We start from the raw sequence: 26380 nt of genomic DNA on the forward strand, positions 1-26380 counted from the left end.
ATTTTCTCCGGAACTTGCGACCCTGTACTTGGCGGTCCGCACAACGGCCGCAGCCACCGTCCGGCCCCGGGCCCGGCGGTGCACCCGGTCTCTATTTGGGCCGGCGACGACGTCGGCCGGAGGGAAAGCGATGGGTAGGACACTCGCGGAGAAGGTCTGGGACGACCATGTCGTCAGGCGCGCCGAGGGCGAGCCCGACCTCCTCTACATCGATCTGCACCTGCTGCACGAGGTGACCAGCCCGCAGGCCTTCGACGGGCTGCGCAAGAGCGGCCGCCCGGTGCGCCGGCTCGACCTCACCATCGCGACCGAGGACCACAACACCCCGACCCTCGACATCGACAAGCCCATCGCGGACCCGGTCTCCCGGGCCCAGCTGGAGACGCTGCGCAAGAACTGCGCCGAGTTCGGCGTGCGGCTGCACCCGCTCGGCGACGTCGAGCAGGGCGTCGTCCACGTGGTGGGACCGCAGCTGGGCCTGACCCAGCCCGGCACCACCGTGGTCTGCGGCGACTCGCACACCTCCACGCACGGCGCCTTCGGGGCCCTGGCGTTCGGGATCGGCACCTCACAGGTAGAGCATGTGCTCGCCACCCAGACCCTGCCACTGGCGCCGTTCAAGACCATGGCCATCACCGTCGAGGGCGAGCTGCCCGACGGCGTCACCGCCAAGGACCTGATCCTGGCCATCATCGCCAGGATCGGCACCGGCGGCGGCCAGGGCTACGTCCTGGAGTACCGCGGCCCGGCCATCGAGAAGCTCTCGATGGAGGCCCGGATGACCATCTGCAACATGTCGATCGAGGCCGGCGCCCGGGCGGGCATGATCGCCCCGGACCGCACCACGTTCGACTACCTGAAGGGCCGTGCGCACGCCCCCGAGGGCGCGGACTGGGACGCGGCGGTCGCGTACTGGCAGACCCTGAAGACGGACGAGGACGCGGTCTTCGACGCCGAGGTGGTCATCGACGCCTGCGCGCTCTCGCCGTTCGTCACCTGGGGCACCAACCCGGGCCAGGGCGCCCCGCTTTCGGCGTCCGTCCCCGACCCGGCTTCGTACGAAGACGCTTCGGAGCGCCTGGCCGCCGAAAAGGCCCTGGAGTACATGGGGTTGAGCGCGGGCCAGCCGCTGCGGGCCATCGACGTCGACACCGTCTTCGTAGGTTCGTGCACCAACGGCCGCATCGAGGACCTGCGCTCGGCCGCCTCGGTCCTGGAGGGCCGCAAAGTCGCCGACGGCGTACGGATGCTGGTCGTGCCGGGCTCGGTGCGGGTCGCCCTCCAGGCCGTCGAGGAGGGCCTGGACAAGGTCTTCACCGCCGCCGGCGCCGAATGGCGGCACGCGGGCTGCTCGATGTGCCTGGGCATGAACCCGGACCAGCTGGCCCCGGGCGAGCGCTCCGCCTCCACCTCCAACCGCAACTTCGAGGGCAGGCAGGGCAAGGGCGGCCGCACCCATCTGGTGTCGCCGCAGGTCGCCGCCGCGACGGCGGTTCTCGGCCACCTGGCGTCCCCCGCCGACCTGTCCGACGCCCGTACGCCCGCTGGAGTCTGATCAGCCATGGAAGCTTTCACCACGCACACCGGCCGGGCCGTCCCGCTGCGCCGCTCCAACGTCGACACCGACCAGATCATCCCGGCCCACTGGCTGAAGAAGGTCACCCGGGACGGCTTCGAGGACGGTCTGTTCGAGGCCTGGCGCAAGGACCCCGAGTTCGTCCTGAACAAGCCCGAGCGCCAGGGGGCGTCGGTGCTGGTCGCGGGCCCCGACTTCGGTACGGGATCGTCGCGCGAGCACGCCGTCTGGGCGCTCCAGAACTACGGCTTCAAAACCGTGATCTCGTCCCGGTTCGCCGATATCTTCCGGGGCAACTCGCTCAAGAACGGCCTGCTCACCGTGGTTCTCGACCAGAAAGTCGTGGACGCGCTCTGGGAGCTGACGGAGCGCGACCCGAACGCCGAGATCACCGTTGACCTCCAGGACCGCCAAGTGCGCGCCGACGGCGTCACGGCGGCCTTCGAACTCGACGAGAACGCCCGCTGGCGGCTGCTGAACGGCCTGGACGACATCAGCATCACCCTCCAGAACGAGGCGGACATCGCCGCGTACGAGGCGCAGCGGCCCTCCTACAAGCCCAGCACCTCGCTGGTCTGACGCCGGGACACCGCCTCTTGGGCGGGCCCCGGGCAGTCTTTCGGCCCAACACGCCCCCTGTCTTTCGGGACAGGGGGCGTGTTGCGTTGCGGGGTGTCAGGGTGGCGTCAACTAGCCTAGGCTGCACAGCAGATGGCCGGATTGGGTCTTGCGCAACCGGTGGCCGTAGGGAGGCCGGAAACCGCCCGGAATCCCTCAGTTGCCCCCGCCGGAGGCGACAACTCGCCCCAGATGGCACAATCGGCGCATGGAACGCGACAGCCAACTCGAGCTCTACCGGGTCGTCGCGGACCGACTGAAAGAAGCGCACACAGTGGTGCGCGAACTGCAAGTCCCGGAGGGCGTACGGATGGCGCTGTCCCGGAAGCTGCTGGTCATCACAGCGGCTGCCAAACACGATCTCGCCGATGCGGCAAGGCGTCTGGACCGGTTGATGAAGGACCTCGAAGAGGGCCGATTCCCCGAAGACGACTGAGTCACAAGGAGTTCGGTGAAGCCGACTTCGTTGCGGCACTAGGGTGATTAGCCCGTTTCGTGTTTGATTTGCGGTATATATCTGCCTAACGTGCGAAAAAGCCAGAACAGATTCGTTCCGGCAATGTCTCCGAAGGGGAAGACGTGAACAAGGCGCAGCTCGTAGAAGCGATTGCCGACAAGCTCGGCGGCCGTCAGCAGGCCGCGGACGCCGTGGACGCGGTTCTGGACGCGGTCGTCCGGGCCGTCGTCGCCGGCGACCGGGTCTCGGTCACCGGTTTCGGTTCGTTCGAGAAGGTCGACCGCCCGGCCCGTTACGCCCGCAACCCGCAGACGGGTGAGCGCGTGCGGGTCAAGAAGACCTCGGTTCCGCGCTTCCGTGCGGGTCAGGGCTTCAAGGACCTGGTCAGCGGCTCGAAGAAGCTCCCCAAGGGCGACGAGGTCGCCGTGAAGAAGGCGCCGAAGGGCAGCCTCTCCGGCGGCACCTCCAGCCGGAGCACGGTCAAGAAGGCCGCGGCGAAGAAGGCCACCGCCGCGAAGAAGACGACCGCCGCCAAGAAGACCACGGCGAAGAAGACGACCGCCGCCGCCAAGAAGACCACGGCGGCCGCGAAGAAGACCACGGCCACGAAGAAGGCCACCCCCGCCAAGAAGACCACCGCCACCGCGAAGAAGGCGGCCCCGGCCAAGAAGGCCACCACCGCCAAGAAGGCGACGGCCAAGAAGACCGCGCCCGCGAAGAAGACCGTCGCGAAGAAGGCGCCCGCCAAGAAGGTCACCGCGCGCAAGACCACCGCCAAGAAGACGACTGCCCGCAAGAAGTAGGCACCGCCGGACGGCTCACGCGCCGGGCCGGGCTCCCCTCGGGGAGCCCGGCCCGCGGCGCGTCCGAGGCGTTTTACGGACCTCAGAACGTCTGCAGCGTCACCAGGGTGATCCGCCGGGACGCGCCCTCGCCCTCCGTCTCGATGCGGACCCGCTGGCCCACCCGCAGCAGCCGCAGCCCGCCCGCGTCGAAGGCCTCGGCCCCGAACTCCACCGGGGTCCCGTCGTCGAGCAGCACACTGCCGCTGCGGGTCTCGAAGTCGTATGTGTACGCGGTCGCCTGCATGGACCGAACCTTAGTACCCGGGTACGACATCGACAGCGCCCCGCAGCGCCGCCGTGGCCGGGCCCGTGCCCAGGGACAGCACGATCCGCAGGTCCGCGCCGGTGTCCACGTCACGGCGTACCGAGTCCACCCCGGTCAGCAGGATTTCCGTCGCCCCGGAGGCCGAATGCGCGGCCCGCGAGGGGCCGCCGAATGCCGGCGCCAAATCCACTCCAGGCCCGGCCGAAAGGAAAGTCGTGCCGATTCCGGCCGCGTCGGCCAGAAATGCGCGCGAAAATACGGAGGCGGCATCCAGTACCCGGCCCAATTCCACCGGCCGCAGCGCGGGCAGATCCGCGTTCAGGGCCGCCACCGCCGCCCCGGGGCGCCGCGCCCGTACCGTACGGGCCCCGTGCGCGAGGGCGGCGTTGAGGCCGGCGCCCGGGCGGTCCGCGACGACGCGGGCGCCCAGCGCCGCCAGCTCCGCGCCCGCCAGCGGGTCGTCCGTGACGACCGCCACATCCCGTACCGCCGGGCAGCCGAGCGCCGCCCCCACGGTGTCCAGGGCGAACGCCAGAGCGAGCCGGGGTCGCAACTCCGTGCCGACGGCCGCCGCGAGCCTGCTCTTCGCCAGCGCCAACGGCTTCAGCGGCACGACCAGGGACCAGCGGCCCGGTGGTGCGGTGTTCGTGGCGTCCCCCTCGTCCTCGTCGCTCCCCGCCCGTCGAACGCATAGTCGCTGGACAGGACGGGAGTCATTGTCACCCGGCCAGGAGCGGTCGCCCCACGGTCGAGGCGTACGGTGTTCTCGACAGACCGGAGGGCCGGGGCGACACTTGCTCCCTGCGTGAGTCGCGCAGTGGTCGACAGTGGTCTGTCCTAGAGGAAGGTGCTCCGAGTGTCCCGCCGCAGAATCGGCTTCTGGTACCGCCTGGCGGCGGTCATCGCCAAACCTCCACTGGTGGTGCTTTTCAAGCGGGACTGGCACGGAATGGAGAACATTCCGGCGGACGGCGGCTTTATCACCGCCATCAATCACAACTCGTATCTCGACATGTTCTCCTACGGGCACTTCCAGTACAACACCGGACGGGTGCCCCGGTTCCTCGCCAAGGCCGCGCTCTTCAAGGCGCCCGGCGTGGGGCTGCTGCTGCGCGGCACCGGGCAGATTCCCGTCTACCGCGAGTCCTCCAACGCCTTCGGCGCCTTCCGGGCCGCCGTCGAGGCGATCGAGCGGGGCGAGTGCGTGGCGTTCTACCCCGAGGGCACCCTCACCCGCGACCCCGGTATGTGGCCGATGACCGCCAAGACCGGTGTCGCGCGCGCCGCGCTCCAGACGAAGGCGCCGGTCATCCCGGTCGCCCAGTGGGGCGCCAACTTGGCGATGCCGCCCTACGCCAAGGAGAAGAAGGTCCGCCTCTTCCCCCGCAAGACCCTCCAGGTGAAGGCCGGTCCGCCGGTCGACCTCGACCGCTTCTACGACAAGGAGCCCACGCCCGAGGTGCTGCGCGAGGCGACCGAGGCCATCATGGCCGCGATCACCCGCCAGCTGGAGGAGATCCGGGGCGAGAGCGCCCCCGCCAAGCCGTACGATCCGCGCGAAGTCCGCGCACGGCAGCGCCGCAAGGCCGCCGGGGAGGGCACCAAGTGACGCACGCCGCCACCAAGGCAGCAGTATTCGGCACCGGCTCCTGGGGTACGGCGTTCGCCATGGTCCTCGCCGACGCGGGCTGCGAGGTGACCCTCTGGGGCCGCCGCCCCGAACTCGCCGAGGCGATCAACACCACCCGCGCCAACCCGGACTACCTGCCGGGCATCGAACTGCCCGCGGCGGTACGGGCGACCACCGACCCGGCCGAGGCCGCCGGGGGCGCCGACTTCACGGTCCTCGCGGTGCCCTCGCAGACCCTGCGCGGCAACCTCGCCGCCTGGGCGCCGCTGCTCGCCCCCGACACCGTGCTCGTCTCCCTGATGAAGGGCGTCGAACTCGGCACCGCCAAGCGGATGAGCGAGGTGATCGAGGAGGTCGCCAAGGTCTCCGCCGATCGCGTCGCCGTGGTCACCGGCCCCAACCTCGCCAAGGAGATCGCCCAGCGCCGGCCCGCCGCCGCCGTGGTCGCCTGCCGCGACGAGGCCGTGGCCCAGCGCCTCCAGGCCGCCTGCCACACCCCGTACTTCCGCCCGTACACCAACACCGACGTCGTCGGCTGCGAGCTCGGCGGGGCGGTCAAGAACGTGATCGGGCTCGCCGTCGGCATCGCCGACGGCATGGGCCTGGGCGACAACGCCAAGGGCTCCCTCATCACCCGGGGCCTGGCCGAGACCACCCGGCTCGGCCTCGCCATGGGCGCCGACCCGCTGACCTTCTCCGGCCTCGCGGGCCTCGGCGACCTCGTCGCCACCTGCTCCTCGCCGCTGTCGCGCAACCACACCTTCGGCACCAACCTCGGCAAGGGCATGACGCTCCAGGAGACCATCGCGGTCACCCGGCAGACCGCCGAGGGTGTCAAGTCCTGCGAGTCCGTGCTGGATCTGGCCCGCCGCCACGGCGTCGACATGCCCATCACCGAGACCGTCGTCGGGATCGTCCACGAGGGCAAGCCGCCGGTGGTCGCGCTCAAGGAGCTGATGTCGCGCAGCGCCAAGCCCGAGCGGCGCTGAATCCCGCGAGTCGAACGGGTACGCTCATCGCGATATGAGCAGCGAGAACCTCCCCCAGAGCCCTGAATCGAGCACCCAGCAGCCGCGCAAGCCGCGGGTGGCCGTCGTGTTCGGCGGCCGCAGCTCCGAGCACGGCATCTCGGTCGTCACCGCCGGTGCCGTGCTGCGCGCCATCGACCGTACGAAGTACGACGTGCTGCCCATCGGCATCACGACGGACGGCCGCTGGGCGCTCACCGCCGACGAGCCGGACCGGATGGCCATCGCCGACCGCAAGGTGCCCTCCGTGGCCGAGCTCGCCGAGTCCGCCGAGGGCGGCGTCGTGCTCCCGGTCGACCCGGGCAACCGCGAGGTCGTCTACAGTGAGCCCGGCCAGGTGCCCAAGGCGCTGGGCGAGGTCGACGTCGTCTTCCCGGTGCTGCACGGCCCGTACGGCGAGGACGGCACCCTCCAGGGCCTTTTGGAGCTCTCCGGCGTCCCCTACGTCGGCTCGGGCGTGCTCGCCTCGGCCGTCGGCCAGGACAAGGACTACATGAAGCGGGTGTTCACCTCGTTCGGGCTGCCGGTCGGCCCGTACCTGGTGGTCCGCCCGCGCGAGTGGGAGCAGGACGAGCAGGGCGCCCGCAAGCGGATCGCCGCGTTCGCGGGGGAGCACGGCTGGCCGCTGTTCATCAAGCCGGCCCGGGCGGGCTCCTCCTTCGGCATCACCAAGGTCGACTCCTTCGACGGCCTGGACGAGGCCATCGAGGAGGCCCGGCGCCACGACCCCAAGTTCCTGGTGGAGTCGCTGCTGCGCGGCCGGGAGATCGAGTGCGGCGTCCTGGAGTTCGAGGACGGGCCGCGCGCGAGCGTGCCCGCCGAGATCCCGCCGGTCAGCGACCACGCGTTCTACGACTTCGAGGCCAAGTACATCGACTCGGCGGACGGGATCGTGCCCGCGCCGATCGGCGCCGAGGCCACCGTCGAGGTGCGCCGGCTCGCCGTGGAGGCGTTCGAGGCCGCGTCCTGCGAGGGGCTGGTCCGGGCGGACTTCTTCCTCCAGGAGAACGGCGAGTTCGTGATCAACGAGATCAACACGATGCCGGGCTTCACCCCGATCTCGATGTACCCGCGGATGTGGGAGGCGACGGGCGTGGACTACGCGGAGCTGGTGGAGGCCCTCATCGAGGCGGCGCTGCGCCGGTCGACGGGCCTGCGCTAGCGGGCACCCCACCCCGCTCGGCACACGGCTACAGGCTCTCCGGAACCGTCTTCTTGACGGGCCCGGAGAGCCCGGTCAGCCATCCGATGTCGCCGGCCGGCCTGTCGCCGTCCGTCCGCATCGTCACCTCCACGTACGCCTTGCGATAGGTCGTAGTGAAGCGGAAGCCGCCCTTCAACTGCTCCAGGAGCCAGTTGACGCCGTCCACGGTCACCCCGTCCGCCTCGGGATCGTTCATCTTCTCCGGCCGGTCGATCCCGCAGCGCAGTACGATCCCGTCGTCGCCCCACCCGGCGGTCAGCTCCGACGCCGGGCTGGGATCATTCCGCTTGAGCCCGTCCAGCTTCCGGGGCAGTGCCTTGTGCAGTGCCCCGCAGAGCGCGGCGGTCTCCTTCGGCGGGCTGGGAACCGTGATCGTCGCCTTCGCGTCCGTGGAGGAGCAGCCCGCGGCGGCCAGCAGGGCGAGGGCGGCTGCGGGCACGAGGAGGGACCGGCGGCGAGAGGAAGTCACCGGCCAAGGGTAAGCGGGGGCTACAGATGAACCACCGGGCAGGTCAGGGTGCGGGTGATCCCGTCCACCTGCTGGACCTTGGCGACCACCATGCGGCCCAGCTCGTCGACCGTGTCCGCCTGGGCGCGCACGATCACGTCGTACGGCCCGGTGACGTCCTCGGCCTGGATCACCCCCGGAATCTTTGCGATGGTCTCGGCGACGGTCGACGCCTTGCCCACCTCGGTCTGGATGAGGATGTACGCCTGTACCACGGAACCTCCAGGGCGGCCACGAGGATCATGTCCCCTCCCTACGGCGGGGAGGCCCAAGGGGGGAAGAAAGAGACGCCACGGTATCGCGTCGCCGTGCGCCCGGGGGAGTACCGCGCAGGCGCGGGCGCTCGCACATCCGCGTGCGCGCGGCAGAAGTTGACGTATGTGTTGACGGTACCCACCGAGGTGACGGCTCGCGACCGCGAGCGCGCCGGGTACCGAGGGGTACGAGGATGAGAGGTGGCACGGTGAAAGGCACTGTGGGCGAGTTGGGGGAGTTCGGGCTCATCAGGGAGCTGACCTCCCGGCTCACCTCGACCCCCGCGGTACGGATCGGCCCCGGCGACGACGCCGCGGTCGTGACCGCACCCGACCGCAGGGTGGTGGCGAGCACGGACATCCTCCTGGAGGGCCGCCACTTCCGGCGCGACTGGTCGACCGCGTACGACGTGGGGCGCAAGGCCGCCGCGCAGAACTTGGCCGATATCGCCGCCATGGGCGCCGTCCCGACGGCGCTGCTGCTCGGGCTGGTCGTCCCGGCCGAGCTCCCGGCCACCTGGCCGGTCGAGCTGATGGACGGGATCCGCGACGAGTGCCAGGTCGCGGGGGCGGCCGTGGTGGGCGGCGACGTCGTGCGGGGCGACACCATCACCGTGTCCATCACCGCCCTCGGCGACCTGCGCAACCACGAGCCGGTGACCCGCGGCGGCGCGCAGCCCGGCGACGTGGTCGCGGTGACGGGCTGGCTGGGCTGGTCGGCGGCGGGCTACGCGGTCCTCTCGCGCGGCTTCCGCTCGCCGCGCGCCTTCGTGGAGGCGCACCGCCGCCCGGAGCCGCCGTACCACGCGGGCCCCGCCGCGGCCGGGCTCGGCGCCACCGCCATGACGGACGTCAGCGACGGCCTGGTGGCGGACCTGGGGCACATCGCGGAGGCCAGCAAGGTCCGTATCGACCTGCGCTCCGGCCTGATCGACATCCCGACGCAGATGAACGACATCGGCCAGGCGGTCGGCGTCGACCCGCTCCAGTGGGTGCTGACCGGGGGAGAGGACCACGCGATCGTCGCGACCTTCCCGCCGGACGTGAAGCTGCCCGCCCGCTGGAAGGTGATCGGCGAGGTCCTCAACCCCTCGGCGCTTCCCCAGGTGACGGTGGACGGCGCCCCCTGGACCGCCAAGGGCGGCTGGGACCACTTCGGGGACCCGGAGTGAACGCCGCGCCGCCCCGGGTGCTGACCGTCGCCGGTTCCGACTCCGGCGGCGGCGCGGGCGTCCAGGCCGACCTCAAGACGATGCTGGCCCTGGGCGTCCACGGGATGAGCGTGATCACCGCGGTGACCGCGCAGAACTCGCTGGGCGTCCAGGGCGCCTGGGAGCTGCCCGTGGAGGCGGTCCGGGCGCAGTACCGCTCGGTGGTCGACGACATCGGCGTCCAGGCGGTGAAGACGGGGATGCTCTCCTCGTCCGCCCTGGTGGAGACGGTGGCCGAGCTCCTGGCCCGGACGGACGCACCCGTGGTCGTGGACCCGGTGGGCGTCTCCAAGCACGGCGACGCGCTGCTCGCCGCCGAGGCCCTGGACGCGGTACGCCACCGGCTCCTGCCCACCGCGACCGTGGCCACCCCCAACCTGGACGAGGTGGCGCAGCTCACGGGCGTACGGGTGGAGGACGAGGCCGGGATGCGCCGGGCGGCGTCCGAGATCCTGGCCTTCGGCCCCCGCTGGGCCCTGATCAAGGGCGGCCACTACCCGGGCGACGCGCTCGACCTCCTGACCGACGGCGAGGAGGAGCACTGGCTCCGGGCCCCGCGCCACGACAACACCCACACCCACGGCACGGGCTGCACCCTGGCCTCGGCGGTGGCCTCGGGCCTGGCGAAGGGACTCCGGGTCCCGGAGGCGGTGAGGCAGGCGAAGGAGTACGTGACGGGCGCGATCGGGACGGGCTTCGCGCTGGGGGCGGGGATCGGCCCGGTGGACCATTTCTGGCGGCACCGCACGCCATAGGGGCACGGGCTCGGCCTGATGGATCATTCCTGGGCGGCCCGCACCTCCTAGGGGCGCGGGGAACTGCGCGACCAGCCCCTCACCGGCCCGCAGGCGAACGGACACGGCAAAAAGCCGGCCCACCGAGGTGGACCGGCTTTTCAAGGCAACCGCAGGGGCTGCGCTACGACGAAACGTCGCGTGTTAGCGCGAGACCTTGCCGGCCTTGATGCACGAGGTGCAGACGTTGAGCCGCTTCGGCGTCCGACCGACCACGGCACGCACACGCTGGATGTTCGGGTTCCAGCGACGAGACGTACGGCGGTGCGAGTGCGAAATGTTGTTGCCGAAGCCCGGCCCCTTGCCGCAGACGTCGCAGTTGGCAGCCACGGGTCACTCCAAAGACTTCAGATGCACTTACAGTGAAATCCGGCGCACCGGAATCAGAGATCTGAAGTGGCTTGCCGGGGGAATGGCCCGACTCTCGCCGGGCAACCGAAGCAGCATACAACGGCTGCTCCCGAGATACGAAACTACCATGACCGCCGCCGCACCCCGCCCCGGCCCCGAGCCCCGCCCCGGGTCTACCCTGCTGCTGGCCCGCAGCTCACCGGCCGCCCAAGGAGGACACCAGGTGCCGCAGACTCTCGACGCCGTCGCGGTACGCACCTGGTGCTCGCTGGCCCTGGACGGGCTCGGCCGGGACCGCGAGGGGATCGACGCGGTGAACGTCTACCCCGTCGCGGACGGGGACACCGGCACCAACCTCTATCTGACCGTGGAGTCCGCCCACCAGGCGGTCGAGGCGGTCTTCGCCGCGTACACGGGCCTGCCGCGGACGGAGCTGCCGGGCACGCAGACGCCGGGCACGCAGACGTCGGGCACGGAGCTGCCGGGAACACAGACGCCGGAGACGGCCGACGTCATACGGGCCATGGCCCACGGCGCCCTCATCGGCGCCCGCGGCAACTCCGGCACGATCCTCTCCCAGCTGCTGCGCGGCATGGCCGAGGTCCTCACCGAGCGCGGCACGGACCTCGCCGGCGCCCTGCGCAGAGCGGCCGAGTCGGCGTACGAGGCGGTCGCGCACCCGGTCGAGGGCACGGTTTTGACGGTGGCGACGGCCGCGGCCGAGGCGGCCGGGACGGCGGCCGGGAAGGCGCCCGGCGACGCGGCGGCCGTGGCGAGCGCGGCCTACGCGGGCGCCCGCAGGGCCCTGGAGGAGACCCCCGGCCAGCTCGCGGTACTGGGCCGCGCCGGGGTCGTGGACGCGGGCGGCTGGGGGCTGGTGACCGTCCTGGGGGCGCTGGCGCAGACACTCTCCGGCGAGGTCCCGGCCGTACGGCACGAGGCGCACCCGCCGCTCGACCCGCACAGCTGCCCCGCCGACCGGGCGGAGGGCGCCGGGCCCGCCTTCGAGGTGATCTACCTCCTGGAGGCCGGCGACGAGGCCGTGGCCCGGCTGCGGGGCCGGCTGGACGCGCTGGGGGACTCCCTGGTGGTGGTCGGCGGCGACGGGCTGTGGAACGTCCACGTCCATGTGGACGACGCGGGCGCGGCCGTCGAGGCGGGCGTGGAGGCCGGGCGGCCGTACCGGATCCGCATCACCCACTTCGGCGCCCAGCCCGAGCCGCGCGAGCAGGTCCAGCGGGCCGTCGTCGCCGTGGTGCCCGGCGAGGGCCTGGCCGGGCTGTGCGCCGAGGCCGGGGCGACCTCGGTCCTGGCCCGGCCCGGCGAGCCCCCGGCCAGCGGCGAGCTGGTCGACGCGATCCGCCGCGCCCACGCGCGCGAGGTCGTCCTGCTGCCCAACGACGCCGAGCTGCGCCACACCGCCGCGGTGGCCGTGGAACAGGCGCGCGCCGAGGGCGTACGGGTCGCCCTGATCCCCACCCGCGCCGCCGTCCAGGGCCTCGCCGCGCTCGCGGTGCACGCCCCGGACCGCCGCTTCGACGAGGACGTGGTGGCGATGACGGCGGCGGCCGGCGCCACCCGGTACGCCGAACTGGCCGTCGCCGAGCGGCAGTCGTGGACCACGGCGGGCATCTGCCAGGCCGGGGACGTGCTGGGCCTCATCGACGGCGACGTGGCCGTGATCGGGCAGGACCTGGCCGGTACGGCGAAGGCGGTCCTGGACCGGATGCTGGCGGCGGGCGGCGAGCTGGTCACGCTGGTGCTGGCCGCCGGCACCCCGGCGGACCTGGCGCCCGGCGTCGAGGCCCATGTCCGCGAGGCCCATCTGGCGGTCGACACGGTCGTCTACGACGGCGGCAACCAGGGTTCCCCGCTGCTGATCGGCGTCGAGTAGCCGCTCGCGCGCCCGGGGGTCCTGCGGGATGTCAGTGGCGTGGTGTGCAATGGATCGCGTGCCTGCGCTCGAAGAACCACTGAAGAAGCTGCTCGGCGGACCCACCGCGAAGGTGATGGCCGAGCAGCTCGACCTGCACACGGTCGGCGACCTCCTGCACCACTACCCGCGGCGGTACGAGGAGCGCGGCCAGCTCACCAAGCTGGCCGAGCTGCCCCTCGACGAGGACGTCACGGTCGTGGCCCAGGTGGCGGACGCGCGCGTGCACACGTTCAACGGCGGCCGGGGCCAGCGCCTGGAGATCACCATCACCGACGGCAGCGGCCGTCTCCAACTGGTCTTCTTCGGCCGCGGCATCCACAAGCCGCACAAGGATCTGCCGCCCGGCAGCCGCGCGATGTTCGCGGGCAAGGTGTCGATGTTCAACCGCCGCCTCCAGCTCGCCCACCCCACGTACGCGAAGCTGGGCGCCGACAGCGACGAGGACGGCGAGACGGTCGACTCCTGGGCGGGCGCGCTCATCCCGATCTACCCCGCCTGCAAGGGCCTGGAGTCCTGGAAGATCGCCAAGGCGGTCGACGCGGTGCTGCCCAGCGCCCAGGAGGCCGTCGACCCGCTGCCCCCGTCGCTGCGCGAGGGCCGCGGCTTCGTCCCGCTGCCCGAGGCGCTGCTCAAGGTCCACCGCCCGCACACCAAGGACGACGTGGAGCAGGCCCGCCAGCGGTTGAAGTGGGACGAGGCGTTCGTCCTCCAGGTGGCACTGGCCCGGCGGCGGTACGCGGACGCCCAACTGCCCGCCGTGGCGCGCCGGCCCGCCCCCGGCGGCCTCCTCGACGCCTTCGACGCCAAGCTGCCCTTCACCCTCACCGAGGGCCAGCGACACGTCTCCGAGGAGATCTTCGACGACCTGGCGACCGAGCACCCGATGCACCGGCTGCTCCAGGGCGAGGTCGGCTCGGGCAAGACGATGGTCGCCCTGCGCGCGATGCTCGCCGTGGTCGACTCCGGGGGCCAGGCCGCGATGCTCGCCCCCACCGAGGTCCTGGCCCAGCAGCACCACCGGTCCATCACGGAGATGATGGGCGAGCTCGCCGAGGGCGGCATGCTGGGCGGCTCCGAGCTCGGCACCAAGGTGGTGCTGCTCACCGGCTCGATGGGCGCGCCCGCCCGCCGCCAGGCCCTGCTCGACCTGGTCACCGGCGAGGCCGGGATCGTCATCGGCACGCACGCGCTGATCGAGGACAAGGTGCAGTTCCACGACCTGGGCCTGGTCGTGGTCGACGAGCAGCACCGGTTCGGCGTCGAGCAGCGCGACGCCCTGCGCGGCAAGGGGAAGCAGCCCCCGCACCTCCTGGTGATGACGGCCACGCCCATTCCGCGCACGGTCGCGATGACCGTCTTCGGCGACCTGGAGACCTCGGTCCTCGACCAGCTCCCGGCCGGGCGCTCGCCCATCGCCAGCCATGTCGTCCCGGCCCAGGACAAGCCGCACTTCCTGGCCCGCGCCTGGGAGCGGGTCCGCGAGGAGGTCACCAAGGGCCACCAGGGGTACGTGGTGTGTCCGCGCATCGGTGACTCGGCCGATGAGGCCGACGAGAAGAAGGCGGGCAGGAAGAAGTCCGCCGAGGACGACGCCGAGAAGCGGCCGCCGCTCGCCGTGCTCGACATCGCGGACCAGCTCACCAAGGGCCCCCTCCAGGGCCTGCGCATCGAGGTGCTGCACGGCCGGATGCAGCCCGACGACAAGGACGACGTGATGCGCCGGTTCGCCGCCGGCGAGGTCGACGTGCTGGTCGCGACCACGGTCATCGAGGTCGGGGTGAACGTGCCGAACGCCACCGCGATGGTGATCATGGACGCGGACCGGTTCGGCGTCTCGCAGCTGCACCAGCTGCGCGGCCGCGTCGGCCGGGGCTCCGCCCCGGGCCTGTGTCTGCTGGTCACCGAGATGCCGGAGGCGAGCGCGGCCAGGGCCCGGCTGAACGCGGTGGCCGCCACCCTGGACGGCTTCGAGCTCTCCCGCATCGACCTGGAGCAGCGCCGCGAGGGCGATGTCCTCGGGCAGGCCCAGTCGGGCGTGCGCTCCTCGCTGCGGATGCTCGCGGTCATCGACGACGAGGAGGTCATCGCGGCGGCCCGCGAGGAGGCGGTGGCGGTGGTGAGCCGGGACCCGGACCTGGCGGGGCTGCCCGCGCTGCGCACGGCGCTGGACGCCCTGTTGGACAAGGACCGCGAGCAGTACCTCGACAAGGGCTGACCGGTCGCGCGGGCGGCGCCGGCGCGGCGTTCTGAGAAACTGGGGACACCAGTGACACCCGTACACCGACAAGGACTCAGATGACCCGCGTGATCGCCGGCCGGGCCGGCGGACGCCGCCTGGCCGTACCGCCGGGCAACGGCACCCGCCCCACCTCCGACCGCGCGCGCGAGGGCCTCTTCTCCACCTGGGAGGCCCTGCTCGGCACGCTGGAGGGGATCCGGGTCGCGGATCTGTACGCCGGGTCGGGCGCGGTGGGCCTGGAGGCGCTCTCCCGGGGCGCCGCGCACGCGCTGCTGGTGGAGGCCGACGCCCGGGCCGTGAAGACCGTCCGCGACAACGTGCGCGTACTGGGCCTTCCGGGCGCGGAGGTACGTAACGGAAAAGCGGAGCAGATCGTTGCCGGCTCCGCCCCCGAAACCCCCTTTGACGTGGTCTTCCTCGACCCGCCGTACGCCGTCACAGATGACGATCTTCGGGAGATCCTGCTCACACTCCGCACGGGGGGCTGGCTCGCCGACGAGTGCCTGGTCACCGTGGAGCGCAGCACCAGGGGCGGGGAATTCGGCTGGCCGCAGGGGTTCGAGCCGCTGCGGGCCCGCCGTTACGGCGAGGGCACGCTTTGGTACGGTCGCGCCGCCTCTACGTGCGAAGACGCACCATGACCGGGAGCGAGGGACTTCAGTTGCGCCGAGCCGTCTGTCCGGGTTCGTTCGACCCCATCACCAATGGACACCTCGACATCATCGCCCGCGCCTCGAAGCTGTACGACGTGGTGCACGTCGCGGTGATGATCAACCAGTCGAAGAAGGGCCTGTTCACCATCGAGGAGCGGATCGAGCTGATCCGCGAGGTGACCGCCGACTTCGGCAACGTGGAGGTCGAGTCCTTCCACGGCCTGCTGGTCGACTTCTGCAAGCAGCGCGACATCCCCGCCATCGTGAAGGGCCTGCGCGCGGTCAGCGACTTCGACTACGAGCTCCAGATGGCCCAGATGAACAACGGCCTCTCGGGCGTCGAGACCCTCTTCGTGCCGACCAACCCGACGTACAGCTTCCTGTCGTCGTCGCTGGTCAAGGAGGTCGCGGCATGGGGCGGAGACGTCTCCCACCTGCTGCCCGCCACCGTCCACGAGGCACTGGTCGCGCGGATCGCCGAGCAGCGCTGAGCTGACAGCTCGTCAGCTGGTGTCGGGCGGGCCCCGACTGGCCTTACAGTCGTCCCGTCCGTCTCCAACCAGTCGTAGAGAGTGGCGAGCCCACGGTGGACGTGCAGAAGAAGCTGGATGAGATCGTCGACGTCGTCGCCGGTGCCCGCTCCATGCCCATGTCGGCCTCGTGCGTGGTCAACCGCGCCGAGCTGCTCGCGCTCCTGGAGGAGGTGCGCCAGGCCCTGCCCGGCTCCCTCGCCCAGGCCCAGGAGCTGATCGGCGGCCGCGAGCAGCTGGTCGAGCAGGCCCGCCAGGAGGCCGAGCGGATCATCGAGTCCGCCCACGCCCAGCGCGGCACGCTGATCTCCGACACGGCCGTCGCCCGGCAGTCCCAGGAGGAGGCCGACCGCATCCTCGCCGAGGCCAAGCGCGAGGCCGAGGAGATCCGCGCCGAGGCGGAGGACTACGTCGACTCCAAGCTGGCCAACTTCGAGGTCGTCCTCACCAAGACCATCGGCTCGGTCGACCGGGGCCGCGAGAAGCTCCTCGGCCGGGGCCCGGGCCTCGACGAGCAGGGCCGGGCCGACGAGGACGCCCCCGAGTACAGCGCGGACCCGCAGACCCTGATCCGGCGGGCCGACGAGTACATCGACACCAAGCTCGGCGCCTTCGAGGCCGTCCTCGCCAAGACCCTGGAGGCCGTCGGCCGCGGCCGCGAGACCCTGCACGGCCGGATCGCCACCGACGAGCTGGGCGCCCACATGGCCGCCCAGGACGCCGCGGGGGCCCTCGGCGGCGGCCACACCAGCGACGCGGACTATCTGGCGGGCCTGGCCGAGCTGGCGGACCCGCAGCCGCAGGCCGCCGCGCAGCCCCAGGTCCCGGCGCAGGTCTACGACCCGTACGGCTACGGCCAGGCCCAGGCCCAGCCCCAGCAGGACCCGTACGCCTACCAGCAGCCGCAGCAGTACGCCCAGTACGGCTACGACCACCAGCAGCAGGACCCGTACGCCTACGACCCGCAGGCCTACGGCCAGCAGCAGGGGCAGCAGGTCCAGCAGCAGGGCCACGACTACGGCCGCCAGGCCGCGCACCCGCAGCAGCCCGCGCTCGACGAGACCAGCCTCTTCGACACGAGCATGATCGACCTGGAGCAGCTGCGGCAGTACGAACAGGGTCGCTGAGGCGGGCCGCCGCGGCCCGGATTGGGTCAATCGGCGGGCTTCCAGTATCCTGGCTCTTCGGTCGCGCGTACGTCCGCGATCAACGCTGCCCGCGCATCGCCGCACCCACGGCGAGGCATGGCGGCCACCCTCCACGATCCGAAAGCGGGAAGAACCCTGAGCACGCACCTCGACCACCGCAACCCTCTCGTGTTCGACACACACGAGCTGGGCCGGCGTCCTGGTGCCCTCCAGCGGATCTCCCGCACGGTCGAGGCGCCCGCCGATCTCGGGATCGACGGCGTCGTCGGAGTGCCCCAGGGCGCGCCCGTGGAGATCGAGCTCCGCCTGGAGTCGGTCATGGAAGGGGTGCTTGTCACAGGCACCGCCCGTGCATCGGCCGAGGGTGAGTGCGTAAGGTGTCTGGAGCCGCTCGAGCTCGCGCTCGATGCGGACTTCCAGGAGTTGTTCTCGTACCCTGACGCCGACGACCGGGGCCGCAGCAAGCAGGCGGAGCCGGCCGACGACGCCGAGGACGAGGACGTCATCCCGCTCGAGGACGGCCTGTTCGACCTCGAGCCCGTGCTGCGCGATGCGGTGGTGCTCGCACTGCCGATGCAGCCGGTGTGCCGGGAGACCTGCCTCGGCCTGTGTTCCACCTGTGGATTCAGGCTCGAGGACGACCCCGACCACCACCACGACGCCGTCGACATCCGTTGGGCGGCACTGCAAGGACTCGCCGGGACCATCCAGGACGGCGAGAAGGACAACATGAGCGGCACTGCCTCTGACGCGCAGCGAGCCGCCGAGAAGCAGGAGAAGTAGCCGTGGCTGTTCCGAAGCGGAAGATGTCGCGCAGCAACACGCGCCACCGCCGGTCGCAGTGGAAGGCTGCGGTCCCCACCCTGGTTACGTGTGAGCGTTGCCAGGAGCCGAAGCAGCAGCACATCGCGTGCCCGAGCTGCGGCACCTACAACAAGCGCCAGGTCCTCGAGGTCTGAGCGGCTGGTGAGAGGCCCGATGTCTGATCTGTCGAATGCCGGCGCCAAGAAGGCGGGCAGTAGCGACAACAACTCGGCCTCGTCCCACACGCTTCTGGAAGGGCGGCTCGGGTATCACCTTGAGTCCGCCCTTCTGGTGCGTGCGCTGACCCACCGTTCGTACGCGTACGAGAACGGCGGTCTGCCGACCAACGAGCGGCTTGAGTTCCTCGGGGACTCGGTGCTCGGTCTGGTCGTCACCGACACGCTGTACCGCACCCACCCCGACCTCCCGGAAGGCCAGCTGGCCAAGCTCCGGGCCGCGGTGGTCAACTCTCGTGCGCTGGCGCAGGTGGGCCGTGGGCTCGACCTCGGCTCCTTCATCCGGCTCGGCCGGGGCGAAGAGGGCACGGGCGGCCGGGACAAGGCTTCCATCCTCGCCGACACCCTTGAAGCGGTGATCGGCGCGGTCTATCTGGACCAGGGCCTCGAGGCGGCTTCCGAGCTCGTCCACCGCCTCTTCGACCCCCTGATCGAGAAGTCCTCGAACCTCGGGGCCGGCCTGGACTGGAAGACCAGCCTCCAGGAGCTCACCGCGGCCGAAGGCCTCGGCGTTCCGGAGTACCTGGTCTCCGAGACGGGTCCCGACCACGAGAAGACCTTCACTGCTGCCGCCCGCGTCGGTGGTGTCTCGTACGGCACCGGCACCGGCCGCAGCAAGAAGGAAGCGGAACAGCAGGCCGCGGAGTCGGCCTGGCTGTCGATTCGCGCGTCCGCCGACGAGCGGATCGCGAAGGCGAAGGCGGCGGCCGAGGCCCCCGCCCCCGAGGAGAACGGCGGGACGCCGACCCCCGCCGCCGACCCGGCAGCCTGAACCGTCTTCCTTGACCTGCCCCGCACGGCTTCCGTGCGGGGCAGGTTTTCTTACAGCCCCTCCCGGTCCGGCCGGCCCCCGTCCCCCTAGGGGCGCGGGGAACTGCGCGACCAGTGGGAGACGGCCCGCAGACAAAAACGGGGCTGCGGCCCAGCCCCGGTACGGGAAGCGGGATACTTGCCGGGCACCTACGAACCCGCACCCCTCCGGAGGACGACCGTGCCAGAACTGCCCGAGGTCGAGGTCGTCCGGCGCGGTCTCGAACGCTGGGTCGCCGGCCGGGTCGTGGACCACGTGGACGTGCTGCACCCCAGGGCCGTACGCCGCCACCCCGCCGGCGCGGCCGACTTCGCGGCCCGGCTCAAGGGGCACCGCGTCGGCGTGGCCCGGCGGCGCGGCAAGTACCTGTGGCTGCCGCTGGCCGACACCGGGCAGTCCGTGCTCGGACACCTCGGGATGAGCGGGCAGCTGCTCGTGCAGCCGCAGGAGGCGCCGGACGAGAAGCATCTGCGGATCCGGGTGCGGTTTCAGGACGCGGCCGGGACCGAGCTGCGCTTCGTCGACCAGCGGACCTTCGGCGGGCTCTCGCTCCACGAGAACACCCCCGACGGGCTGCCCGACGTCATCGCGCACATCGCGCGCGACCCGCTGGACGAACTCTTCGACGACGCCGCCTTCTTCACCGCCCTGCGGCTGCGGCGCACCACCGTGAAGCGGGCGCTGCTCGACCAGTCACTGATCAGCGGAGTCGGCAACATCTATGCCGACGAGGCGCTGTGGCGCGCCAAGTTGCACTACGAGCGCCCCACTTCGACCCTCACCCGCCCCCGGTCCGCCGAACTCCTCGGCCACGTACGGGACGTGATGAACGCGGCCCTCGCCGCCGGCGGCACCAGCTTCGACAGCCTCTACGTCAATGTGAACGGGGAGTCGGGTTACTTCGACCGCTCGCTGGACGCGTACGGGCGCGAGGGCGAGCCCTGCCGCCGGTGCGGCACCTCGATGCGCCGACGCCCGTGGATGAACCGGTCCAGTTACTTCTGCCCGCGCTGTCAGCGTCCGCCGCGCGCCGCGTCGTAACGCCCGCGCGCTTCGAGGACCGCCGGCATCCGGTCCTCCATCAGATGGATCAGACCCAGCAGGCGCTCGGCGACCTCGGAGCCCAGCGGGGTGAGGGTGTAGTCGACGCGCGGCGGGTTGGTCGGCTGGGCCTCGCGGTGCACGAGCCCGTCGCGCTCCAGCGCCTGGAGCGTCTGGGAGAGCATCTTCTCGCTGACGCCGTCGACCCGCCGCCGCAGCTCGTTGAAGCGGAAGCTGCCCTCGTGGAGCGCGCCCAGCGTGAGGCTGCCCCAGCGGCCGGTGACGTGCTCCAGCGTGGCGCGCGAGGGGCACGCCTTGGAGAAGACGTCGAACGGCAGGTCCGCGGGGTCGGCGGTGGCGGTTTCTTCCATACCTGACACCATACGACGAGACAGCGCTAACCAGAAGTTAGCGCTGTCTCATGCGTCGCGTATGGGGTGGTTCCAGCGTGGGGGCCGGGCTCAGAAGCCGAAGTCCTGCGTCCACCACGGGCCGCCGTCGCCGAAGTGCACCCCGACGCCGAGCGTCTTGTAGTCGCAGTTCAGGATGTTCGCCCGGTGGCCCGGGCTGTTCATCCAGGCCTCCATGACCGCCTTGGCGTCGGCCTGGCCGCGCGCGATGTTCTCGCCGCCCAGGTTGCCGACGCCCGCCTTGGCGGCCCGGTCCCAGGGGCTCTTGCCGTCCGGGTCGGTGTGGTCGAAGAAGCCGCGGGCCGCCATGTCGTCGCTGAAGGCGGTGGCGAGCGCCGCCAGCGAGGCGTCGGCCTTCAGGGGGCTGCACCCCGCCTGCGCGCGCTGCTGGTTGACCAGCGAGACGATGGTGGCGGCGGCGGCCTGCTCGGCGCTGGGCGCCTTGACCTGGCGCTGCTCCGGCACGGCCTTCGCCTTGGAGGGCCGCGTGGAGGGCGTGGCCGTCTTGGGCGCCGCCGGGGTGGACGGCTTCGCCTCCTCCTTCTCCCGTTCCGGAGTCGGCGCGGCCGACGACGGCTTCTGGGAGGGCGTGGCGGAGGGAGAGGTCAGGGGCGCGTGGCTGCTCGGCGAGGTGATCGGCGTCGAGGGGGCCGCACTGGTCGGCTTGACGGCCTCGCCGCCCTGCTGGCGCAGATCGGGGGAGCCGCCCGCCCGGACGTGCTCGCCCGTGGACCCGCCGTTGAGCTCGAAGGAGGAGCCGCCCGGCAGCAGGCCGGAGGCTATGGCCACGGCGCCCACCGCCACGGCGGCGGACGCGCCGAGCAGTCCGGTGCGCACGGGCGCGGCGGACCTCTTCTTGGCGGGCGCGGCGGAGCGACGATGGCGTCCCATCTGCGGGCCTCCCTCATTGCTTCAGTGCTGTGGTCCCTGGGCCCCGGGTCCCGTCCGGGGCGACGGTGGCTGGTCCGAACGGGTGAGGCTCATTGCGTCGGGACTGTACGCCATGACGCAAGAGGGCGAAGTGCTCCGTGAGCTATTGGCCGGTTAGCGTGCAGCCATGAACGAAGATGCACGGCTCACCGCCTGGGTGCGCGGCCGAGTACAGGGAGTGGGCTTCCGCTGGTTCACCAGGGCAAACGCTTTGGAGATCGGCGGCCTCGTCGGCTTCGCCCTCAACCTCGACGACGGCAGGGTGCAGGTCGTGGCCGAGGGGCCACGTGATAAATGCCACCGACTGCTCCAGTGGCTGAGGGAGGGCGACACACCCGGCAGGGTCGACGGCGTCACCGAGATCTGGTCCGTGCCGCGCGGCGGCTACGACGGCTTCGCGATCCGCTAGGACGGCCCGGCGGCCCGTGCCGCGCCCGGGCGCTCGCGTACCAGTTGGTCGGTCCGGGCCCGACGCCCCTGACCTCGTACGACTTCGTTGTTGCCAATCCCGGCCCGGCGTGCAAGGCTGCCGCTAGAAGGATGATCTCCACGCCCCCGGGGCTCCGCGGAGAGGCCTCGCCGGGTGCGTCCCGGCCGGACGGCCCCCGGATTGCCCGCCGATACGGGGCGTGATCGTGTTGACCGTCAAACTTTTTGGTGAGACGCTGGAAGCCCCGCGCACCTTAGCTGTTTGGCATGAAGAACCGCAGTCGAAGTCCAAGCACCGCGGGTGCGATTCCCTCACGACCCACACCGCTTCGGTCGGTCACTCATTGTGGAGGACCATCCATCATGGCAAAGGCGCTTCTCGGTTACGTCGGCGGTTCCGACCCGCGACTCCTCGCCGAGATGCGACGGCTCCAGCAGCGTGTCCAGGACCTCGAGTCCGAGCTCGTACGGATCCAGTCCGAGAAGGACGCGCTGTCCGCTGCCGTCGCTTCGCACCGCGGAGACTCGCTGCTCGAAGGCATCGACATCGACGTACCCCAGGCGGAGCCTGCGCTCACCTGATTGCGGGCCGGACCTCGAAGGCCCGTAGGTGAGATCCACTCTCCAGAGATAGATATGCAAGGGACGCCTTGGCGTCCCTTCTTTCTTGCCCGGCCCTTCCCGCCCGCCCTTCCGCGCCCGGCCCGTGCCGTCCGTCCCGGCCTCGTCGCCCCCGCACTCTTCTCATCCGGTGTGCCCTGGGTGGCCAGAGGTGAAACCGCCGGTGCCGCGCCTTCCCGGGGCCGGGGGCGGGCCGCAGAGTAGAGTCCGACGGCGTGCACCTCAAGGCCCTCACCCTGCGCGGGTTCAAATCCTTCGCTTCCGCGACGACACTGAAGTTCGAGCCCGGCATCACCTGTGTGGTGGGCCCCAACGGCTCCGGCAAGTCCAACGTCGTGGACGCGCTGTCCTGGGTCATGGGCGAGCAGGGCGCCAAGTCGCTGCGCGGCGGCAAGATGGAGGACGTCATCTTCGCCGGGACGACCGGCCGCCCGCCGCTGGGCCGCGCCGAGGTCTCCCTCACCATCGACAACTCCGACGGCGCCCTGCCCATCGAGTACGCCGAGGTCACCATCACCCGGATCATGTTCCGGGGCGGCAGCAGCGAGTACCAGATCAACGGCGACACCTGCCGGCTGCTCGACATCCAGGAGCTGCTCTCCGACTCCGGCATCGGGCGCGAGATGCATGTGATCGTCGGGCAGGGCCAGCTCGACTCCGTGCTGCACGCCGACCCGATGGGCCGCCGGGCCTTCATCGAGGAGGCGGCCGGCGTCCTCAAGCACCGCAAGCGCAAGGAGAAGGCGCTGCGCAAGCTGGACGCGATGCAGGCCAACCTAGCGCGCGTGCAGGACCTCACCGACGAGCTGCGGCGCCAGCTCAAGCCGCTGGGCCGGCAGGCCGCCGTCGCCCGCCGCGCCGCCGTCATCCAGGCCGATCTGCGCGACGCGCGGCTGCGGCTGCTCGCCGACGACCTGGTGCGGATGCGCCAGGCGCTGCGGGCCGAGATCGAGGACGAGGCCGCGCTCAAGCAGCGCAAGGACAGTGCCGAGGCCGAGCTGAAGGCCGCCCTCGCGCGCGAGGCGGAGCTGGAGGAGGAGGTCCGCCGTCTGGCGCCCCGGCTGAGCGGTGCCCAGCAGACCTGGTACGAGCTGTCGCAGCTGGCCGAGCGGGTGCGGGGCACCGTCTCGCTCGCGGACGCGCGCGTGAAGAGCGCCACCGCCGAGGCGCCCGAGGAGCGCCGGGGCCGCGACCCGGAGGACATGGAGCGCGAGGCGGCCCGGATCCGGGAGCAGGAGGCGGAGCTGGAGGCGGCCCGTGAGGCCGCCGAGCGCGCCTTGGAGGACACCGCCTCCCACCGCGCCGAGCTGGAGCGGGAACTCGCGCGGGAAGAGCGTCGTTTGAAGGATGTGGCCCGGGCCATCGCGGACCGGCGCGAGGGCCTGGCGCGGCTGCACGGACAGGTCAACGCGGCGCGGAGCAGGGCGGGTTCGGCGCAGGCGGAGATCGACCGGCTGGCGGCCGCGCGCGACGAGGCGGGCGAGCGGGCGGCGCTGGCCCAGGAGGAGTACGAGCAGCTGAAGGCCGAGGTCGACGGCCTCGACGCGGACGACCACGAGCTCGGCGAGGCCCATGAGCGCGCCAGAGCGGAGCTCGCCGAGGCCGAGACGGCCCTGGGCGCGGCCCGCGAGGCCCTCACGGCCGGCGAGAGGAAACGTGCCGCCGTGGCCGCCCGCCATGACGCGCTCGCCCTGGGGCTGCGCCGCAAGGACGGCACGGGCGCGCTGCTCGCCGCCCAGGAATCGCTCCAGGGGCTGCTGGGCCCCGCCGCGGCCCTGCTCACCGTGGCGCCGGGCTATGAGGTGCCGGTGGCCGCGGCCCTGGGCGCCGCCGCCGACGCGCTCGCGGTGTCGGGGCCGGCCACCGCCGCCGAGGCGATCCGGCTGCTGCGCAAGCAGGACGCCGGGCGGGCCGCGCTCCTGGTGGGCGGCCTGCCCGGCCCCGAGGAGCCGCTTCCCGTACGGCCGGGCGGCCCGCCGTACGCGGCGGACCTGGTGCGCGGCCCCGAGGAACTGCTGCCCGCCGTACGGAAGTTGCTGCGCGGGGTCGTGGTCGTGGGCACCCTGGAGGACGCCGAGGACCTGGTCTACGCACAGCCGGGGCTGACCGCCGTCACCGCCGAGGGCGACCTGCTGGGGGCGTACTTCGCCCAGGGCGGCTCGGCCGGGGCGCCCAGCCTGCTCGAAGTCCAGGCGTCGGTCGACGAGGCCGCCGCCGAGCTCGCCGAGCTGGCGGTGCGCTGCGAGGAGCTCACCGAGGCCCAGCGGACGGCGGGGGAGCGGCGGGCCCGGTGCGCCGAGCGGGCCGAGGAGCTGGGGGAGCGGCGCCGGGCCGCCGACCGGGAGAAGTCGTCCGTCGCCCAGCAGCTCGGGCGGCTCGCCGGACAGGCGCGCGGCGCCGCCGGGGAGGCCGAGCGCACGGCGGCGGCCGCCGCCCGCGCCCAGGAGGCCCTGGAGAAGGCCCTTGAGGAGGCCGAGGAGCTCACCGAGCGGCTCTTGGTCGCCGAGGAGAACCGCCCCGCCGGGGAAGAAGGGGCGGAGGAGCCGGACACCTCCGTACGGGACCGGCTCGCCGCCGACGGGGCCAACGCCCGCCAGACCGAGATGGAGGCCCGCCTCCAGCTGCGTACGCACGAGGAGCGGGTGAAGGGCCTGGCCGGCCGGGCCGACGCGCTCGACCGGGGCGCCCGAGCCGAGCGCGAGGCGCGCGCCCGGGCCGAGGAGCGGCGCGCCCGGCTGCGCCGCGAGGCCCAGGTGGCGGCGGCCGTGGCGGCGGGCGCCCGGACCCTGCTCGCCCACGTCGAGGTCTCGGTGGTGCGGGCCGAGCGGGAGCGGGCCGTCGCCGAGGCCGCCAAGGCCGCGCGCGAGCAGGAGCTGGCGGCCGCCCGGGCCGCCGGCCGCGACCTCAAGGGCGAGCTCGACAAGCTGACGGATTCGGTGCACCGCGGCGAGGTACTCGGTGCCGAGAAGCGGATGCGGATCGAGCAGCTGGAGACGAAGGCGCTGGAGGAGCTGGGGGTGGAGCCGGCCGGTCTGGTCGCCGAGTACGGCCCCGACCAGCCCGTTCCGCCGTCCCCGGCCGCCGAGGGAGAGGAGCTTCCCGAGGACCCGGAGCACCCGCGCAACCGGCCGCGGGGTTTCGACCGCGCGGATCAGGAGAAACGACTGAGGTCAGCCGAACGGGCGTACCAGCAGCTGGGAAAGGTCAACCCGCTCGCGCTGGAGGAGTTCGCGGCTCTGGAGGAGCGGCACAAGTTCCTCTCCGAGCAGCTGGAGGACCTGAAGAAGACGCGGGCCGACCTTCTTCAGGTGGTGAAGGAGGTGGACGAGCGCGTCGAGCAGGTCTTCACGGAGGCGTACCGGGACACGGCCAGGGAGTTCGAGGGCGTCTTCTCGCGGCTCTTCCCGGGCGGCGAGGGGCGGCTGGTGCTGACCGACCCGTCCAACATGCTCGCCACCGGGGTGGACGTGGAGGCGCGGCCGCCGGGCAAGAAGGTCAAGCGGCTCTCGCTGCTCTCGGGCGGTGAGCGGTCGCTGACGGCGGTGGCGCTGCTGGTGTCGATCTTCAAGGCACGGCCGAGCCCGTTCTATGTGATGGACGAGGTCGAGGCGGCGCTCGACGACACCAACCTCCAGCGCCTCATCCGGATCATGGAGGAGCTCCAGGAGTCCTCGCAGCTGATCGTGATCACGCACCAGAAGCGGACGATGGAGGTGGCGGACGCGCTGTACGGCGTGTCCATGCAGGGCGACGGCGTCTCCAAGGTCATCAGCCAGCGCCTTCGCTAGCCTCCGTTAGTTCATCTTCAAGACTTGAACAAGCACAACACGCCAGGGTCGCTCAACTCACAT

At 71.9% G+C, this 26380-nt stretch carries 28 protein-coding genes; 21 read left to right on the forward strand and 7 right to left on the reverse strand.

Annotated elements, in window-relative coordinates:
• Positions 1 to 130 precede the first annotated feature (130 nt).
• From leuC to ABD236_RS18375, 4 genes are all read left to right on the forward strand, one after another.
• Positions 131 to 1555 carry a 3-isopropylmalate dehydratase large subunit gene (gene leuC, locus ABD236_RS18360; protein ID WP_344074848.1) on the forward strand — a complete coding sequence of 475 codons (1425 nt, stop codon included), beginning with the start codon at positions 131 to 133 and terminating at the stop codon, positions 1553 to 1555.
• Positions 1556 to 1561: 6 nt separating this feature from the next.
• Positions 1562 to 2155 (forward strand): 3-isopropylmalate dehydratase small subunit, encoded by a 594-nt coding sequence (gene leuD / locus ABD236_RS18365; RefSeq protein WP_344074849.1) that lies wholly within the window; start codon positions 1562 to 1564, stop codon positions 2153 to 2155.
• Positions 2156 to 2402: 247 nt separating this feature from the next.
• Positions 2403 to 2630, forward strand: coding sequence for an SCO5555 family protein (locus ABD236_RS18370; protein WP_344074850.1), 228 nt, complete (start codon positions 2403 to 2405; stop codon positions 2628 to 2630).
• Between the two features lie 143 nt (positions 2631 to 2773).
• Positions 2774 to 3454, forward strand: a complete 681-nt coding sequence (locus ABD236_RS18375; protein WP_344074851.1) for an HU family DNA-binding protein — start codon at positions 2774 to 2776, stop codon at positions 3452 to 3454.
• An 82-nt stretch (positions 3455 to 3536) separates the two neighbouring features.
• Here ABD236_RS18375 and ABD236_RS18380 read toward each other — a convergent pair whose 3' ends face one another.
• On the reverse strand, positions 3537 to 3740 hold the full coding sequence (locus ABD236_RS18380) for a hypothetical protein (protein ID WP_344074853.1): 204 nt from the start codon (positions 3738 to 3740) through the stop codon (positions 3537 to 3539).
• A gap of 10 nt (positions 3741 to 3750) precedes the next feature.
• Positions 3751 to 4374: a 2-phospho-L-lactate guanylyltransferase gene (gene cofC / locus ABD236_RS18385; protein ID WP_425543900.1), complete on the reverse strand. Its 624-nt coding sequence runs from the start codon at positions 4372 to 4374 to the stop codon at positions 3751 to 3753.
• Positions 4375 to 4617: 243 nt separating this feature from the next.
• On the opposite strand from cofC, the gene ABD236_RS18390 reads away from it, so the two are divergent.
• From ABD236_RS18390 to ABD236_RS18400, 3 genes are read left to right on the forward strand one after another with little or no spacing between them, the layout of a single operon-like run.
• Entirely contained in the window at positions 4618 to 5370 is a 753-nt protein-coding gene (locus ABD236_RS18390) for a lysophospholipid acyltransferase family protein (protein WP_344074854.1), read from the forward strand.
• On the forward strand, positions 5367 to 6380 hold the full coding sequence (locus ABD236_RS18395; RefSeq protein ID WP_344074855.1) for an NAD(P)H-dependent glycerol-3-phosphate dehydrogenase: 1014 nt from the start codon (positions 5367 to 5369) through the stop codon (positions 6378 to 6380). Before ABD236_RS18390 ends, ABD236_RS18395 begins: the two co-directional genes overlap by 4 nt.
• Positions 6381 to 6414: 34 nt before the next feature.
• Positions 6415 to 7581, forward strand: coding sequence for a D-alanine--D-alanine ligase family protein (locus ABD236_RS18400; protein ID WP_344074856.1), 1167 nt, complete (start codon positions 6415 to 6417; stop codon positions 7579 to 7581).
• A gap of 28 nt (positions 7582 to 7609) precedes the next feature.
• Here the strand turns inward: ABD236_RS18400 and ABD236_RS18405 are convergent, their stop codons facing one another.
• Positions 7610 to 8092, reverse strand: a complete 483-nt coding sequence (locus ABD236_RS18405) for a DUF3515 domain-containing protein (protein ID WP_344074857.1) — start codon at positions 8090 to 8092, stop codon at positions 7610 to 7612.
• A gap of 20 nt (positions 8093 to 8112) precedes the next feature.
• On the reverse strand, positions 8113 to 8346 hold the full coding sequence (locus tag ABD236_RS18410; RefSeq protein ID WP_064070330.1) for an Lrp/AsnC family transcriptional regulator: 234 nt from the start codon (positions 8344 to 8346) through the stop codon (positions 8113 to 8115).
• Positions 8347 to 8594: 248 nt separating this feature from the next.
• Between ABD236_RS18410 and ABD236_RS18415 the strand changes: the two genes are divergently transcribed.
• Positions 8595 to 9557 carry a thiamine-phosphate kinase gene (locus ABD236_RS18415; protein WP_344074859.1) on the forward strand — a complete coding sequence of 321 codons (963 nt, stop codon included), beginning with the start codon at positions 8595 to 8597 and terminating at the stop codon, positions 9555 to 9557.
• A complete protein-coding gene (gene thiD, locus ABD236_RS18420; RefSeq protein WP_344074861.1) occupies positions 9554 to 10351 on the forward strand; it encodes a bifunctional hydroxymethylpyrimidine kinase/phosphomethylpyrimidine kinase in 798 nt (265 codons plus the stop codon). Before ABD236_RS18415 ends, thiD begins: the two co-directional genes overlap by 4 nt.
• A 183-nt stretch (positions 10352 to 10534) precedes the next feature.
• Here the strand turns inward: thiD and rpmB are convergent, their stop codons facing one another.
• Positions 10535 to 10720, reverse strand: a complete 186-nt coding sequence (gene rpmB / locus ABD236_RS18425) for a 50S ribosomal protein L28 (RefSeq protein WP_003957616.1) — start codon at positions 10718 to 10720, stop codon at positions 10535 to 10537.
• A gap of 244 nt (positions 10721 to 10964) precedes the next feature.
• On the opposite strand from rpmB, the gene ABD236_RS18430 reads away from it, so the two are divergent.
• The 9 genes from ABD236_RS18430 (at position 10965) to mutM (ending at position 20139) form a co-directional block, all read left to right on the forward strand.
• Positions 10965 to 12635 (forward strand): DAK2 domain-containing protein, encoded by a 1671-nt coding sequence (locus ABD236_RS18430; protein WP_344074908.1) that lies wholly within the window; start codon positions 10965 to 10967, stop codon positions 12633 to 12635.
• Positions 12636 to 12684: 49 nt separating this feature from the next.
• Positions 12685 to 14892 (forward strand): ATP-dependent DNA helicase RecG, encoded by a 2208-nt coding sequence (gene recG, locus ABD236_RS18435; protein ID WP_344074863.1) that lies wholly within the window; start codon positions 12685 to 12687, stop codon positions 14890 to 14892.
• An 80-nt stretch (positions 14893 to 14972) separates the two neighbouring features.
• Complete coding sequence (gene rsmD / locus ABD236_RS18440) at positions 14973 to 15557, forward strand: 16S rRNA (guanine(966)-N(2))-methyltransferase RsmD (protein ID WP_344074864.1); 585 nt, start codon at positions 14973 to 14975, stop codon at positions 15555 to 15557.
• 20 nt (positions 15558 to 15577) lie between these two features.
• Complete coding sequence (gene coaD / locus ABD236_RS18445; protein ID WP_283145821.1) at positions 15578 to 16060, forward strand: pantetheine-phosphate adenylyltransferase; 483 nt, start codon at positions 15578 to 15580, stop codon at positions 16058 to 16060.
• Positions 16061 to 16155: 95 nt separating this feature from the next.
• Positions 16156 to 17226, forward strand: a complete 1071-nt coding sequence (locus ABD236_RS18450) for an ATP synthase subunit B family protein (RefSeq protein ID WP_344074865.1) — start codon at positions 16156 to 16158, stop codon at positions 17224 to 17226.
• A gap of 117 nt (positions 17227 to 17343) precedes the next feature.
• Positions 17344 to 18030, forward strand: a complete 687-nt coding sequence (locus ABD236_RS18455; RefSeq protein WP_344074866.1) for a YceD family protein — start codon at positions 17344 to 17346, stop codon at positions 18028 to 18030.
• Between the two features lie 2 nt (positions 18031 to 18032).
• A complete protein-coding gene (gene rpmF / locus ABD236_RS18460; RefSeq protein ID WP_101390332.1) occupies positions 18033 to 18206 on the forward strand; it encodes a 50S ribosomal protein L32 in 174 nt (57 codons plus the stop codon).
• Between the two features lie 19 nt (positions 18207 to 18225).
• A complete protein-coding gene (gene rnc, locus ABD236_RS18465) occupies positions 18226 to 19059 on the forward strand; it encodes a ribonuclease III (RefSeq protein ID WP_344074869.1) in 834 nt (277 codons plus the stop codon).
• A 219-nt stretch (positions 19060 to 19278) separates the two neighbouring features.
• Entirely contained in the window at positions 19279 to 20139 is an 861-nt protein-coding gene (mutM, locus tag ABD236_RS18470) for a bifunctional DNA-formamidopyrimidine glycosylase/DNA-(apurinic or apyrimidinic site) lyase (protein WP_344074870.1), read from the forward strand.
• Here mutM and ABD236_RS18475 read toward each other — a convergent pair.
• Positions 20112 to 20510, reverse strand: coding sequence for a winged helix-turn-helix transcriptional regulator (locus ABD236_RS18475; RefSeq protein WP_344074871.1), 399 nt, complete (start codon positions 20508 to 20510; stop codon positions 20112 to 20114). The two genes, mutM and ABD236_RS18475, sit on opposite strands and share 28 nt — an antisense overlap.
• A 90-nt stretch (positions 20511 to 20600) precedes the next feature.
• Positions 20601 to 21440 carry a CAP domain-containing protein gene (locus ABD236_RS18480; protein WP_344074872.1) on the reverse strand — a complete coding sequence of 280 codons (840 nt, stop codon included), beginning with the start codon at positions 21438 to 21440 and terminating at the stop codon, positions 20601 to 20603.
• A gap of 166 nt (positions 21441 to 21606) precedes the next feature.
• On the opposite strand from ABD236_RS18480, the gene ABD236_RS18485 reads away from it, so the two are divergent.
• The 3 genes from ABD236_RS18485 to smc all read left to right on the forward strand — a co-directional run bounded on the left by ABD236_RS18485 (position 21607) and on the right by smc (position 26317).
• Positions 21607 to 21888 (forward strand): acylphosphatase, encoded by a 282-nt coding sequence (locus tag ABD236_RS18485; RefSeq protein WP_344074873.1) that lies wholly within the window; start codon positions 21607 to 21609, stop codon positions 21886 to 21888.
• 383 nt (positions 21889 to 22271) lie between these two features.
• Entirely contained in the window at positions 22272 to 22490 is a 219-nt protein-coding gene (locus tag ABD236_RS18490; RefSeq protein WP_067164723.1) for a hypothetical protein, read from the forward strand.
• A gap of 254 nt (positions 22491 to 22744) precedes the next feature.
• On the forward strand, positions 22745 to 26317 hold the full coding sequence (gene smc / locus ABD236_RS18495) for a chromosome segregation protein SMC (RefSeq protein WP_344074874.1): 3573 nt from the start codon (positions 22745 to 22747) through the stop codon (positions 26315 to 26317).
• Positions 26318 to 26380 lie beyond the last annotated feature (63 nt).

The organism is Streptomyces crystallinus (genome assembly GCF_039521265.1).
GTDB classification, from domain to species: domain Bacteria; phylum Actinomycetota; class Actinomycetes; order Streptomycetales; family Streptomycetaceae; genus Streptomyces; species Streptomyces crystallinus.

Bases quoted from the DNA above. Each gene is read 5' to 3' on its own strand.
- leuC (WP_344074848.1), top strand. From the start codon at position 131: ATGGGTAGGACACTCGCGGAGAAGGTCTGGGACGACCATGTCGTCAGG.
- leuD (WP_344074849.1), top strand. From the start codon at position 1,562: ATGGAAGCTTTCACCACGCACACCGGCCGGGCCGTCCCGCTGCGCCGC.
- ABD236_RS18370 (WP_344074850.1), top strand. From the start codon at position 2,403: ATGGAACGCGACAGCCAACTCGAGCTCTACCGGGTCGTCGCGGACCGA.
- ABD236_RS18380 (WP_344074853.1), bottom strand. From the start codon at position 3,740: ATGCAGGCGACCGCGTACACATACGACTTCGAGACCCGCAGCGGCAGT.
- ABD236_RS18400 (WP_344074856.1), top strand. From the start codon at position 6,415: ATGAGCAGCGAGAACCTCCCCCAGAGCCCTGAATCGAGCACCCAGCAG.
- recG (WP_344074863.1), top strand. From the start codon at position 12,685: ATGGATCGCGTGCCTGCGCTCGAAGAACCACTGAAGAAGCTGCTCGGC.
- rsmD (WP_344074864.1), top strand. From the start codon at position 14,973: ATGACCCGCGTGATCGCCGGCCGGGCCGGCGGACGCCGCCTGGCCGTA.
- ABD236_RS18455 (WP_344074866.1), top strand. From the start codon at position 17,344: ATGGCGGCCACCCTCCACGATCCGAAAGCGGGAAGAACCCTGAGCACG.
- rnc (WP_344074869.1), top strand. From the start codon at position 18,226: ATGTCTGATCTGTCGAATGCCGGCGCCAAGAAGGCGGGCAGTAGCGAC.
- ABD236_RS18475 (WP_344074871.1), bottom strand. From the start codon at position 20,510: ATGGAAGAAACCGCCACCGCCGACCCCGCGGACCTGCCGTTCGACGTC.
- ABD236_RS18480 (WP_344074872.1), bottom strand. From the start codon at position 21,440: ATGGGACGCCATCGTCGCTCCGCCGCGCCCGCCAAGAAGAGGTCCGCC.
- ABD236_RS18485 (WP_344074873.1), top strand. From the start codon at position 21,607: ATGAACGAAGATGCACGGCTCACCGCCTGGGTGCGCGGCCGAGTACAG.
- ABD236_RS18490 (WP_067164723.1), top strand. From the start codon at position 22,272: ATGGCAAAGGCGCTTCTCGGTTACGTCGGCGGTTCCGACCCGCGACTC.